General features: G+C 67.7%; 10 protein-coding genes. 1 reads left to right on the top strand and 9 read right to left on the bottom strand.

The features are described 5' to 3' along the window. Window positions 1–75 precede the first annotated feature (75 nt). Together ACJH6J_RS05650 and ACJH6J_RS05645 are read right to left on the bottom strand one after the other, a co-directional pair. On the bottom strand, window positions 76–1,542 hold the full coding sequence (locus ACJH6J_RS05650; RefSeq protein WP_406803645.1) for a hypothetical protein: 1,467 nt from the start codon (window positions 1,540–1,542) through the stop codon (window positions 76–78). Then, window positions 1,542–1,844 carry a type VII secretion target gene (locus ACJH6J_RS05645; RefSeq protein WP_318986469.1) on the bottom strand — a complete coding sequence of 101 codons (303 nt, stop codon included), beginning with the start codon at window positions 1,842–1,844 and terminating at the stop codon, window positions 1,542–1,544. Before ACJH6J_RS05645 ends, ACJH6J_RS05650 begins: the two co-directional genes overlap by 1 nt. A gap of 111 nt (window positions 1,845–1,955) precedes the next feature. Between ACJH6J_RS05645 and ACJH6J_RS05640 the strand changes: the two genes are divergently transcribed. Further along, window positions 1,956–2,531, top strand: coding sequence for an exonuclease domain-containing protein (locus ACJH6J_RS05640; protein WP_318986468.1), 576 nt, complete (start codon window positions 1,956–1,958; stop codon window positions 2,529–2,531). An 11-nt stretch (window positions 2,532–2,542) separates the two neighbouring features. Here ACJH6J_RS05640 and ACJH6J_RS05635 read toward each other — a convergent pair whose 3' ends face one another. The 7 genes from ACJH6J_RS05635 to ACJH6J_RS05605 form a co-directional block, all read right to left on the bottom strand. Then, the gene (locus tag ACJH6J_RS05635) at window positions 2,543–4,372 is read right to left on the bottom strand and encodes a DUF294 nucleotidyltransferase-like domain-containing protein (protein WP_318986467.1); all 1,830 of its coding nucleotides are present in this window, start codon (window positions 4,370–4,372) and stop codon (window positions 2,543–2,545) included. Window positions 4,373–4,391: 19 nt separating this feature from the next. Continuing rightward, window positions 4,392–5,978, bottom strand: coding sequence for a GMC oxidoreductase (locus tag ACJH6J_RS05630; protein ID WP_318986466.1), 1,587 nt, complete (start codon window positions 5,976–5,978; stop codon window positions 4,392–4,394). Window positions 5,979–6,029: 51 nt separating this feature from the next. Then, window positions 6,030–7,550, bottom strand: coding sequence for an amino acid permease (locus ACJH6J_RS05625; RefSeq protein WP_318986465.1), 1,521 nt, complete (start codon window positions 7,548–7,550; stop codon window positions 6,030–6,032). A gap of 12 nt (window positions 7,551–7,562) precedes the next feature. Next, a complete protein-coding gene (locus ACJH6J_RS05620; protein WP_406803644.1) occupies window positions 7,563–9,062 on the bottom strand; it encodes an aldehyde dehydrogenase family protein in 1,500 nt (499 codons plus the stop codon). Between the two features lie 299 nt (window positions 9,063–9,361). Next, window positions 9,362–11,269 carry a putative nucleotidyltransferase substrate binding domain-containing protein gene (locus tag ACJH6J_RS05615; protein WP_406803643.1) on the bottom strand — a complete coding sequence of 636 codons (1,908 nt, stop codon included), beginning with the start codon at window positions 11,267–11,269 and terminating at the stop codon, window positions 9,362–9,364. A gap of 23 nt (window positions 11,270–11,292) precedes the next feature. Then, complete coding sequence (locus tag ACJH6J_RS05610) at window positions 11,293–12,087, bottom strand: metallophosphoesterase (protein WP_318986462.1); 795 nt, start codon at window positions 12,085–12,087, stop codon at window positions 11,293–11,295. Between the two features lie 83 nt (window positions 12,088–12,170). Then, window positions 12,171–13,535: an MFS transporter gene (locus ACJH6J_RS05605; protein ID WP_318986461.1), complete on the bottom strand. Its 1,365-nt coding sequence runs from the start codon at window positions 13,533–13,535 to the stop codon at window positions 12,171–12,173. Between the last annotated feature and the right edge of the window lie 6 nt (window positions 13,536–13,541).

Here is a 13,541-nt window from a genome sequence, read left to right as displayed (position 1 = left end):
CCTTGGGCTGGTAGTGATCTACCGCAACCGCGTACCCCCTGCCGGCCCGGCGAAACAGCATCCAGCCCGACGGCTTCACTCCCCCACATTCGGTAGTTCGTCGGCCGCGATCTCGCATGGCGTCTTGGTGGTCGGATCGGGTTGCTCCGCAACCGGTTCCACCGGCGGCGTGGTGGGCGCCGGGTCGGCTACAGGTTGGCCGGGTACCGGCTGCTGAGGCGGTAGCACCGGGGCGTCGACGGGGCCGGGCTCGGCGTCATCGGACTCAGCGGTCTCCCCCGAGGTGTCCTCCTCGCCGGCGGCATCGCTCTTGGCAGCGTCCTCCTCGTCGGCCTCCTCTGCGTCGCTGTCGTCCGGCTCGTCATCGGCATCGCCATCCGCCGCGTCGTCCGGCTCGTGGTCGGTATCGGTGCCATCGGCGCCGAGCCCGAGGTCGTCTCCCAGGCCGTCCCTGATGTTGTCGAGCCCGCCCAGTCCCGATGCGCCGGGCGCCAGACCCGCCATGGAACCGAGCGCTCCCCCGATGGCATCGGTCAGCTGCCGGCCCAAACCGCCGATACCCGAACCGAATCCGAGATCTCCGGACGAGCCGGCCGTCGGCGGGGTTGCCGCGGCAGTGCCGAGCGCCGGTTCGGGGCCTCCGGGCGCAGGGGTCGACGGTGCCGGAGCGGATTCGGCAGAAACGGGCGGGGTCGACGGCGCGGCAACAGGTTCGGCCGGCACCGGCGGAGCCGCAGATGCGGACGGCGCCGGCGGCGTCCACCCCGCCGCTGTGCCCAACGTCGCGAAGGGCGCAGCCGCCGCGGCCTGATATGCCGGCGCGGCCGGCCACGCCGGCGCGGGCGAAGCCTGAGGCGTCCAATCGGGCGTCAGCACGACGGGCACCGCGAACGAAACCCCTGCCGGGGTAACCGCGGCGATGGCCGAATCGTACGCCGCCGCAACGGCATCGGAGGCCTCCTGCAGCGCGGGCAGCAGGTCCCCCGACACCGCCCGAAGGACGAAGGGCTTGACCTGCTGATCGACGATCTCGCTGGCGGCCGACAGGTCGCCGGCCCCGGCGAGGACCGCGCGGGCCGCCGCGCTCCACTGGTCCCGGTGCCCGGCAGTCTGCGCGTCGGCCCGCAACACCGCGTCGACCTTGGCGTCGACGGCGCGCCACAACGCATCCCGCAGCGTCGTCAGTGCCTGCGCGCTCCGCTGCAGATGCGCGCCCACATCCTCGGCCGCCACCGTCAGGGTGCGCAGAAACCCGCCGGCGGCGTCGCCACCGGCACCTGACCACTGTGCCGTCAGCTCCCGATATCCGTTGCCCTGCAACCGCACTGCATCCTGCGCGACCACCACCGCAGCGTCAAGCGAGCGGGCGTCCGCGGCCAGCGCGTCGAGGTTCAGCCCACTCTCGGCGTAATACAACTCCGCCAACGGCCCTGGGGACGGCACGCCCAACACCCGGCATGCCGCCACGTACTCGTCGAGGACCGTGACCGCACCGTCGCCTTCGGAGAGCCGCCCGGCCACATCGAACGCAGCCGCCATCATCAGACCAACCGGCCGGCGAGGTCGGTATCCGCGTCCTCGTAGCGCGCCGACGAAACCCGTAGTGCCGCTGCGGCTTCCGCCGACGCCGACGCCCATGCCCGAAGCTGTCCGGCCGACTGGTCCAGCGCGGCGCGTAAGGCGGCCGCGCGCGAGGCATGATCACGCCCGCCGCAGAACCCGTCGAAGTACCACCGCAACAACGGCGCGACCGCGGTGCCGAGCATGTCGGCGACCGATTCGCACCGCTGCGCGGCATCCCGCACTGCCGAGAGGTCTATCCGAGCGACGTCACGTTCTCCCATGCCTTGCTATGACGCGCGGCGCGGCCGTTCGGTTCCATCGAAGCTGAAAATATCCTGTGGCCACCCGCCAAAACGACCTTCGTGGACGGCTGTCGGCACTAGCCTGCAACGATGCAACCGCTGGTCTTCCTCGATACGGAGACCACCGGCCTGCACGCCGAGCGGCAACCCTGGGAAATCGCCATGCTGCGGCGCGACGATGCCGGTGAGTCGCGCATCGTGATGTACATCGACCTGGCCGACCTCGATCTCGACGCGGCCGAGCCCGCGGGCCTGCGGATCAGCCGCTTCGCCAGTCGCCATCCGCAGGTGGTCTACGGACCCATCGACCTCCCGTCGGTGCACCGTGAACAGGAAGCCGCGGAAATCGTTCGCGAGTGGACCATGGACGCCACCATCGTCGGTGTGGTGCCCAGCTTCGATACGCAGTGTCTGTGCGCCATGTTGGCGCGTCATCAGCTGACGCCGGGCTGGAGCCCCAAGCTCGTCGACGTCCTCTCGCTGGCCGCCCGGTACGTCCTCGACTACGGGCGCACCCCGGAACGGGACTCGACACAGCTGTCCCGGCAGTGCGGAGTCCGGCCGCCCGGCGCCGGACTCCGCCACACCGCGCTCGGCGATGCACGGTGGGCGATGCGGTGGTACGACCAGCTGTCCACCCGCCTGATGTCCCGACTGGCCCAGTAGGACAGGCGAACTCAGCGCAAGCCCGGGTGCGTGCCCGACTGCCGGGCCCGCCGCTGGACGGCGGCGATCTCACGCAGCCCGTCACCGAGCAGGCTCCGGTTGAGCGGCGAGAGGTCGCCGACGGTGACCACGTCGTTCGGGGTGCGACCGTCGGCGATCAGCTCGACCTGATGCGCCAACCGCATCCGTTGCAGCATGACGAAAACCTCTGTGAGCGTCCGGGAATCGCGCTCGGTCAGCGCTCCGGTGCCCACCGCTGCCGCGAGCCGCGCCGGCGTCGAAGCCGACGTCATGTCGGCGGTCAGGCCGCCCCACCGGGCCAGGTTGACGATCGGCGTCACCGCATGCGTCTTCAGATCGAACGTGCCGCCGCGCCGCGACAGCACATCGCGCAGCGACCACGTGCGCACCTTGCCCGACAGCGCATCCAGCAGCTGCAGGCGCAGGGCGTTCGGATGTTCGTCACGCATGCGGTGGAACACCGTGGGCACGGTGTGCAGCGCCCGGTTCCCCCACACCACGCGACCGTCGATCAGCAGGGAGGACAGGATCAAGCCCTTGCCGCGCAAGGGATCATCGAGCCAGCCCTCGGCGGCCTGCGCCCAGTCGGAGGCCGACCGCGCGAACGCCTTGTGCGACGCGACGGCACCGTTGCTGTCGGCAGGCAGGCCGCAGCCATCGAGGATGGCGTGCGCGCGGGCCGCGATGGCACGCAACTGCGCGCATTCGGCATCGCAGCTGTCGGCCCAACTGAGCGCGCTGTCGACATCGGAGGACGGCATGGCCTCCCGGCGGGCGATGCTGCCGAGGGTGAGCCAGGCGAACTGCTCCTGCGTCGGGCCCGGGCCGGCTTCGGCCAGGGCCAGCTCCAATGCCTTGCGCACCAACGCATCCAGCACGATCGAGGCGATGCTGCTGGCGGCCGACGCCTTCGTCCCGGTGCGGAACAGCTCGACCGCGATCCGGGTCACGTCGCGGCCATGGCGCTGGAGCGCGGCGGCATCGGGCGCCTGCGCGATCGCCCGGCGCAACACGAAGCTCTGCCGCGCCGAGGCGGCCAGCAGATCGACGTCCTCCAGCACGCCCAGCACCTCACCGCGTGGCGACAGCACCGGCATATGGCGCATGCCCCGCTCCAGCATGTCCAACAGCACCGTCTCGGCGGTGCGGTCGGCGGTCACCGTCTGGGCGGGCGCGCTCATCACCTCGGAGATCGGGACGTCGACGGGCAACCCGGCCGCGACCACGCGCGACCGAAGGTCGCGGTCGGTGAAGATGCCGACGCCGCCCTCGCGCAGCCGGATCAGCGCGTAGGACACGCGCTGCTCGCTCATCTGCACGACGGCGTCGCGAACCGAGACGCCCGGCTCCACGATCAGCACGGTGCCGTGCACCAGATCGCCGACCGGCCGTGAATCACCGGCGGTGATCAGCTGCGACTGCGACGACGGCGTGGCGGACAGCGCCAGGAAGCGCAGCCCCGCCGGTTTGGCGAACTGGGCCCGCACGAGCTCGCCGGGCAGGCGGATGACGGTGGCGGGTTCCGTTGTGCGGGCCAGGAATTCGATACCACCGCCGGTCAGCATCGGCACGTAGCCGAAGATCTCGCCGGGCTCGATGGTGTCGAATACCTGCCCGTCGCCCACCTCCTGAAGGTTCACCGAGCCGGTCAGGACCATCCAGATGTCGTCGGGGACCTGCCGGGAGAAGTCCGCGATCACGGTGCCGGCGCGGTACTGCTCCACCGACGACGCGGCGACGAGGTCGTTCAGTTCGGTGTCACTCGCCGTCTGAAACGGCGGGCGCGAACCGAGGAAGTTCACCAGCTCCGGAGAGGTCACTTCGCCATCGTGCCCTACGTCACCCGTTGCGAATGAGGTCCGCACATTTCTCGGCCATCGTCATCACCGTGATGTTGGGGTTGACCACCGGCAATTTCGGCATCGCCGAGGCATCGACCACCCGCAGGTTGTGCACCCCCTTGACGCGCAGCTGCGGGTCGAGCACCGCCATCGGATCGTCGACCGCACCCATCCGGGCGGTACCGGCCGGGTGGTACACGGTGTTGTGTGTCTTGTAGATGTACGCGAGCAGTTCCTCGTCGGTCTGCGCATCCGGGCCGGGCGCGAGTTCACGGCCGATCCACTCCTGCAGCGGCTCCTGCTCGGCGATCTTGCGAGCCAGCTTGATTCCGGCCAGCATCACCTTCTCGTCGTGCCCTTCCGGGTCGGTGAAATAGCGTGGGTCGACCTTCGCCCGATCCCGGAAGTCGCGAGAGGCCAGTCGCACGGTGCCGCGCGAACGGCCTTGTGTCACATTGGGAGTCAGGCAGAACCCGTTGTCGGTGGTGGGGTACCCGTGCCGCAGCGTGTTCATGTCGAACGGGACGCTGCCGTAATGCATCATCAGGTCGGAGTGATCGGGATTGTCGCCGGCGACCTCGGTGGTGGCGAACAGCCCGATCTCCCACCACTGTGTGGATTCGGTGACCATCGGCTTCGCCGCTTCCCAGAACACGAGGCCCTCGACGTGGTCGTCGAGGTTCTCACCGACGCCGGGCGAGTCGACCCGCACCGGCACCCCGACCTCGTTCAGGTGGGCTGCGGGCCCGATTCCGGACAGCATCAACAGTTTCGGGGTGTCGATCGCGCCGGCCGTGACGACCACCTCGCGCCTAGCGGTGACGACGTCGTAGCCGGTGAGGTCCGGGCGCTGGTACCGCACGCCCGTCGCCACCGGCTCGTCGCCCGAGTCGTCGAACAGGATCTCGGCCACCCAGCAGTTGGTCAGCACAGTGAGATTGGGCCGCGACTCGAGGATCGGGTGCAGATACGCGTGCGAGCTGGACATCCGCTCGCCGGCCTCATTCGCGTTGATCTGCAACCAGCCCGCCGCGTTGAGGGTCCAGTCGCCGCGGTTGAACTGCACGGTCTCCAGACCGACTTTGGCGGCGGAGTCGATCACCGCCTGACCGCACGGGTCGTTGGGCGGCACGTCGCGAAGCCGAACTGGGCCCGAATCACCGTGCGGCACACCCTGATACGTGCCGGTCGCGGTGTTGTTCTCCACCTTGGCGGTGAACGGCAGCACGTTCTCCGGCTCCCAGCCGGTCGCGCCCATCGCCACCCAGTCCCGCAGACCCTGGGCGAGCGGCCAGAACGCAATACAGGAGTTGTGTGACGAACACCCGCCGAGCACCTTCGCCCGCGCGTGCCGCATGAAGCTGTTGCCCTTCTCCTGCGGCTCCACCGGGTAGTCCCAGTCGTAGCCGGAGTCCAGCAGGTGCATCCACTCCGACAATTCGAGGATGTTGCGGTCACCCACATCCGACGGCCCGGCCTCCACCAGACAGACGGTGACATTCGGGTCCTCGGACAGCCGCGCCGCGAGGACACAGCCGGCGGTGCCGCCGCCGGCGATCACGTAGTCGTAGGTCTGATCGGACATGATGCGAACTCCTCGAAAAGTGGTCAGGCAGAGGGGAACAAGCTCAGCGGGTCAGTCGCGGGTATACGCCGAGTGGGAGGCGAGAGTGCCAATGTGGTTGCGGCCCTTGACGAAATACCAGAGCAGGCCCAGACCGAGGATGACGCCGATGTAGACGAACGCGCCCCAGGTGTTGTACCACGGGTCACCGTAGATCGCGACGCGCGGCCACGCCAGGTTGACGGCCATCCCGACGCCCCACAGCACCGCGAAGATGTTGACCGGCAGGCCCCACTTGCCCATGGTGAAGTAGCCACCCTCGGCAAGGTCTTTCGGCGGCCACTCCCCCCGCAGGCGCTTCTTGAGCAGCGGGCCGGTGACCATCAGGTAGGCCAGGTAGATCATGATGATCGCGATCGAGGTCAGCACGGTGAAAACCTTTGGCTGCCCGAGGTTGATCACGAGGATCAGCGCCGCGATGATGCCGATCACGACGGCCGGCACGACGGGCGCCTGGGTCTTGGGGTGCACCTTGGCGAGTTTCTCGCCGAACGGCAGCGCGTTGTCGCGGGCCATGGCGAACGTCAGGCGGATCGCCGCGGTGTGCACGGCCAGCGAGCACACCGTCACGGCGACCACGATGCAGATCAGGAAGATGGTGCCCAACGGGCCCCACATCACCTTCTCGACGATGGACTGCAGGCTGCCGTCGGGGCTGCCCAGCGCCGGGTCGTTCAGATCCGGCGTGGCCATGATGGCGCCCGCCAGGATGGCACCGCCGATCACGAACGAGGCCAGGATGGCGCGCAGGATGGCCTTGGGCGCGGTGCGCCGCGGTTCGACCGTTTCCTCGCCGAGTGAGCTTGCCGTGTCGAAGCCGTACATCACGTACAGCGACGCCACCGAGGCCACCAGGAACGCGCCGAAATATCCACCGGGTAGCCCGGCGCCGTGGCCCTGGGTGTCGAAGAAGACGCTCGGCCCGCGCTTGATGTTGAACAGCAGGATGACCGCGATGAGCACGGCCGCAATGAGTTCGATGAAGACACCGGCACTGTTGATCATCGCCATCAGCCGCACGCCGAAGGCATTGACGACAGTGGTGAACACGATGAGGACCGTGCCGAGCAGGATGGCGTTGGCGGCGAAATCGTACTGACCGGTGCCGTCACCGATCACCTGGAAACCCTTCCAGAGCCGTGGCAGGTTCAACTGTAGGGCCAACACCACCGCCGACAGCGTGACGATGGAGGCCGTGAGCATCAGCCACCCCGAACTCCAGCCGACGATGCGGCTGCCCAGCTTCTTCGACCAGTTGTAGACGGAACCCGCGACCGGATACTTGGCGGCGAGTTCCATGAAACACAGCGCCACCGCCATCTGCCCGATGAACACCATCGGCCAGGACCAGAGGTACGCCGGTCCGCCGTTGCCGTAGCCGACATAGAACAGCTGGAAGGTACCGGTCAGGATCGAGATATAGCTGACCCCGGCCGCGAAGCTCGCGAATTTTCCGATGCTGCGGTCCAGTGATTCCTTGTAGCCGAAATCCTCGAGTCCGCCGCTGTCCGTATCAGTGAGGTTCTGAGTCATGAAGTTGTGTCCCTAGCCTTCGGTGGCGTCAAACCAGCCGGCCGGCGTTGGCGCGGTGTTGTGCCAGATATGTTTGAGCTCTTGATATTCCGCGAGACCCGAGGGACCGAGCTCGCGGCCGTTGCCCGACTTCCCGAAACCGCCCCACTCCGCTGCCGCGGTGTAGTAGCCGAAGTCGTTCAACCACACCGTGCCGTGCCGTAATGCGCGCACCACACGTTCGCCCCGCGCCGGATCAGAGGTTCGCACCCCTGCCGCGAGACCGTACTGCGTGTCGTTGCCGAGCCTGATCGCCTCGGCCTCGTCGGTGAACCGCTCCACCGTCATGATCGGCCCGAAGGTCTCCTCCGTGACGATCCGCATCGAGCGGTCACACCGGTCGAAGATCGTCGGCAGGAAGAAGTAGCCGTCCGCCAGTGCCGGATCGCTGGGCCGGGTCCCGCCGGTGATGAGCTTCGCGCCCTCGGAAATACCCAGGGCCACAAAGGATTCGATCTTGTCCAGCTGCTGCTTGGACACCAGCGGGCCGGTCTGGCTACGCGGGTCGGTACCGTCGCCCATCCGGATCTTCTCGGCCCGCTCGGCGAGCTGAGCGACGAAGTCGTCGGCGATCGACTCCTCGAGGATCACCCGGGTACCGGACGAGCACACCTGGCCCGAGTGCAGGAACACGCCGGTGAGGACCTGGTCGACGGCGGCGTCCCAGGCCGCGCCGGTTCCGATGTCGGCGAAGACGATGTGCGGGTTCTTCCCGCCGAGTTCCAGCGCCACCTTGGTCACGTGCGCGGCGGCGGTCCTGGCGATGTGCTGGCCGGTGCTCAGCCCACCGGTGAACGAGATGAGGTCGACGTCGGGGTTGTCGGTGAGTGCCGCACCGACGGCGGCCCCACTGCCCTGGATCAGGTTGAGCACACCCGGGGGCACCCCCGCTTCCTGGGCCAGCCGGACGAAGGCGATCGTCGAAAGCGGTGTCACCTCACTGGGTTTGGCCACCATGGTGCAACCGGCCGCCAGGGCCGGCGCGACCTTCCAGGAGATCTGCAGGAGCGGATAGTTCCACGGGGCGATCAGCACGCACACCCCGATGGGCTCGTGCACCACCCGGCTGATGACGGCCGGGTTGCCCACGTCGACCAGGCGGTCGGACTGCGTCGCGACCAAGCGCGCGTAGTAGCGGAACACCGAGATTACGTCGTCGATGTCGATCCGGCTCTCCGCCAGGGTTTTTCCGGTGTCAGCGGTCTCCAGTGCCGCCAGCGACTCCTTGTCGCGGGCCAGCAGGTCAGCGATGCGCTCGAGCAGCGCGGCCCGCTCGGCGACCGGCGTGGCCGGCCAGTCCCCGGCATCGAAAGCGGCGCGGGCCGCGGCGACGGCCGCCAGGGCGTCGTCGTGCGTGGCCTCGTCCACCGTGGCGAAGACCTTGCCCGTTGCGGGGTTTATGAGATCCCGGGTACCGCCGTCGGCGGCATGCCGCCACTGCGATCCGATGAGCAGATCAGGTGCACCGTCCACGTTGCCTCCTCGATTACCGGTGATCACCCAGGCCACAGGCGATCCGGCGGCGACCATACTCGGAACCCGCTGTGCCCATGCGATTTTCGGACGCGACGGTCCTGCGATTCACTCTGGGCATCGCGGCTCGCTTTCCCTATGGGCGTCGGAGGCAGTCGGGCCGCCACGACGAGACCATCGACTACGGCCGCCCCGGCCCTGTCGCCAACTAATATATCACTAGCTGATCAGTAATGATGCGGTTTGAGATGCTGATCTGACTCATTTTTTGCGACCCGCTGCCAGCCATGCGAAAGACCTCATCTGGCCTTCCTCGGCGTCGATCCCGGCTGCCCGCGTCTGACGAGTTCGGCACCGGAATTCATGTGCGCGACGCGTCCCATGCGGCGCTGGACGTCGGCGATCTCCTTGACGGTCTGCTCGATCGTGCTGCGGTCGATGGGTGAGATCTCGTCGAGGTCGATGATGTCGTCGGGACGCTGCCCCGCCTCGATCTGGCGCAACTGGTGTTCCAGCCGGAGCAGCTGGAGCGCGTCGAACGCTTCGATCAGCCGGCTCGCGGAGCGGTCGGTGAGCACCTCCGACCCGGCGGCAACGCGGAGCCGGTCGACGGTGTGCAACTCCGGGGATCCGACGCTGAGCGAGGCCCACCTCGCGACATTGACGATCGGCAGCAAGCCGCGGCCCTTGATGTCGAACTTCTCGTCACGCCCGATGATCCGGTCCCGCACCGAGAGCAGGCGCGCTCGGCGCGAGAGCGAATCCTGCAGCAGCAGTTCGACGGTCGCGGGATGCCGATTGAAATCGCGGAAGACGCGCGCGGGCTCGGGCAACGCCGGGTCGCCGAAGATCGGCCGGGCGTCCACCAGGAGCGAGGCCATGATGGTGCCCTGATTCTGCTGAGGGTTGGTGAGCCAGCCCTGCGCCGCCTCTCGCCACTGCGAATCGGTACGCGAGAACCCCGGGTGCGACGGGAACGCATGATGAGCGTCGACGCCGATGCCACAGAGCTGCAGCACCTCCCCCACGACGCTGAATGCTTCGCGGTAGCGCGGGATTTGGTCCTCGTACGAATCCGCGAACGTCACCGCGGCATCGACATCGGACGAGGGCACCGCTTCGCGCCGGCCGATGCTGCCGAGTGAGAGCCAGGTGAAGGCATCGATCGACAGATCGTTGAATTCCTCGTGGTCGAAGACCAGGAAGATCGCGCGACGGGTGATCGAAGCGATCAGCGCCGAATGGACGGCGATCACCCGGTCGGCCGTCAGCCCGCGCGCCAGGATGTCGGCAAGCATCGCCGGAACCCGCCGCGCATGTGTGATCAGCCCGTCGATGCTGCAGGCCTGCCGGATCTGTGCGTTCAGGCTGACACCGGCGGTCGTGGGCGCGAGCATGAAATCACGCTCCCCGACCGCGCCTTTCAGGCGGCCGTCGTCTCCGGTGACGAGCAGGAACGAGACGCCGTGATCGAGCAGCATGATCAGGGCGTCAGCAGACGACATACTCGCCGGTGCCGTGATCGCGGGATAGTCCATCACCGCATTCGCGGGCGACTCCCGCGGCAGGCCTTCCCCGATCACCTTGCGGCGCAAGGCTTCATCTGTCACCAGGCCGAAGTGGCCGGTACCGGTGTCGACGGCGGCGTACGGCAGGCCCAGCTCGGTCATGCGCGCTGCGAGCGCCGTCACCGATTCGTCGGCCCGTACGACGAGCGGTTCGCGGTAGACCAGATCCGACAGCAGTGTGTACCGCGGCTGAGCGGCCGTGAGCCCGCGCACGTGCGCGATCTCGTCGGCCAGGAAACGCGCGCCGCTGCGGGACGCGAACGCGGGAAGGACGATCCCGGACGGCAGGTTCGCGACGATGACCTTGGTCTTCGCCTCGATCCGCGGGCCGACCGGCCGCCCCGCCAGTGCGGAGGTGTATCCGATTGGCGCGCCACGGGTGAACTTGTCGGCGGGCCCCTCACCGATGCGTTCCGGATCGAACCAGAGATCGATCTCTCCCGACATCACCAGTCCGATGCTCGTCGGCATCGTGGCGAAGGCATCCAGAATCAGGTCGCCCGGCTGGTACTCCGCGATCTGCGCAGCAGCCACCGCGCCGGCGCGCTCGGCCGGGCTCAGTGCATCGAACGGTGGGCAGTGCGCCAGCAGTTCGGCGAGTTCGCCCAGTTCCGCCTCGGTCTCGGTCTCGGTCGACATGCCGCAGTCCTCTCCGGAGTCGCTCACCCGACGGTGGGCCGGGAGCCGGTCGTGACGACGAAGGCGCCCCACTCCGGGGTCGCCTCGACGAGGTGGCCGGGATCGATGCCGATGAGACGACCGCCCGGGAAGCGGGTCACCTCATGGTGCAGTCGCGCATCATAGGTGGTTGCCGGATGGTCGGACGCACCGTGCGAGCCACTGTGACCGTGCACCTGACTGAACGGGAGCATCGTGCCTTCCCACCCGGGCACGACCTCCTCGGTGCGGCTGGCCCACAACGGACCCGCCATCGGATTCGGTGGGCCGAGCATGGCGCCGCCGCCGTACAGCGTCGGGCACCCCGTGCGGGCCAGGCTGTTGATCCGGCGCGCCGCCTGCCGCGCGGTATCGGGGGCGAGGAGGTGCTCGCGCCAGAACTGCTCGGTGACCCCGGCATGCGTCACCAGGAAATCCTCTTCGTCGGTCTCGACGGCGACCGCGGCGTGCAGCTTGCCGTCGGCCCACCACTTCTTCAGGATGCGCTGTTCCAGGTAACCGATCCGGTCCTCCCACAGGAAACTGTTCGGCCGCAGATACAGAGCCTCATGATTGCCCACAAGTTGAACCCACTGCCCGGGATACGTGTTCAGGTAGTAGTCGACCAGACGAACGACACCCTCGGAGTCCGGGCCCCGGTGCACCAGATCCCCCACCTGAATCACGACGAGATCATCGGGCAACACCCCGGTTTCGGAGACACCGAGAGACCGCAGCTCGCGCCGCAGCTCCTCGATGTGCCCACCGACATCGCCGATCACGGCCACCCGCATCGTCATGGACCGGATTTTCCTCCCGCCTCGCGCCGCACCTGACCGAGTCCGCAGCGGCGTGACCCAGGCCCGGCCTGTATGGCGTGCGCTCAGTGGCTCATGTCCAATTCGCTCAGCGACTTGCCGCTGGTCTCCGGAGCCAGGATCTGCGACACGATCGCGCCGGCGAAGGCGATGATTCCCGCGAAGACCATGGTCCAGGTGAAACCGAGGTGCTTCATCGAGAGCGGGATCAGGAACAGACCCGCAGCAGCACCGAGGCGGCTGATCGCCGCCGCGAATCCGGTACCGATCGCCCGGACCTCGGTCGGGAAGACCTCCGCGGGATAGATTTGAGTGAACGCGGTGTACATCGCGTTGACGAACGAATACGCCAGGAACAGCGCCAACATCACCATCGACATCACACCGACCTGCTCCACCGGAAGCACGAAGCTGCCGAGGACGGCGATGGCGACCAGCAGACCGCCCGCGATCCACTGGGTCGGAACGGTCATCTTGCGCCGCCCCCAACGGTCGATCATGAACATCGTGAAGATCACGCCCAACCAGGCGACGACCGAGAGAACCACTCCGCGCATCAGGCCCTTCATGCCGATATCGCCCAGTAGGCCGTCGGCGAAGGTCGCGATGGCGAAGTACGGCGTCACCGCGCAGGTCCAGAACACGGCCATGAAGACCGTCGAGCGCCACACCGCCGGCGAGAACAGCATCTTGAAACTGCCCGTCGCGCCGCCCGCAGTGGCTTTCATCATGTCGGTCTGGTAGGCGGTGTCCAGATACCCGACGACCAGTCCGTGCGCCTCTTCGGTCCTGCCCTTTGCCCACAACCAGCGCGGCGACTCGGGCAACCCGATCCGGCCGATCAGCAGCGCGGCTGCGATGAGCGTTGTAGTGCCCAGCGTGACCCGCCAATCCACACCGGCCCGGTCCATGAAGTAGCCGATGACGAACGCGATCATGAAACCGCCGTACCAGGCGACCAGGGTCAGGGCCAACAGTTTGCCGCGGAGATGGGTCGGCGCGAACTCCGCCAGCATCGGCAAGCCGACCGCGTACTCGATGCCGACGGCCAGGCCCATCAACAGACGAACGGCGAAAAGCTGTTCTGGTCCGTCGACGAAGAACTGCAGAGCCGAAAAGGCCGTGAACAGCGCCAGATCCCAGAACAGAATCGGCTTACGGCCGAACTTGTCGGCCAGCCACCCACCCAAAGGTGAGCCGATGAGGATGCCGAGCATCGCCGAGGCGGCCTCCAGCCCGATCCAGACGGTGGTGAACCGGGGGTCCAGCTCGATGGTGTGCGTAACCGGACCGATGCTGCCCAGGATGTAGCCATCGAGGAACATGCCGCCGACCAACACGACGATCATCCGCGCCATGAACCGGCGCTTGCGCGCCAGCACGGCCGGGTCGTCGGAGAATGTCGCTGCCGCACCTTCGCTCACAGACATGGCACA

The sequence above is a fragment of the Mycobacterium sp. SMC-18 genome, assembly GCF_045310895.1.
Lineage (GTDB): Bacteria > Actinomycetota > Actinomycetes > Mycobacteriales > Mycobacteriaceae > Mycobacterium.
The sequence above is the reverse complement of the archived record's forward strand: the minus strand, read 5'-3'. Positions and strand labels throughout refer to the sequence as shown.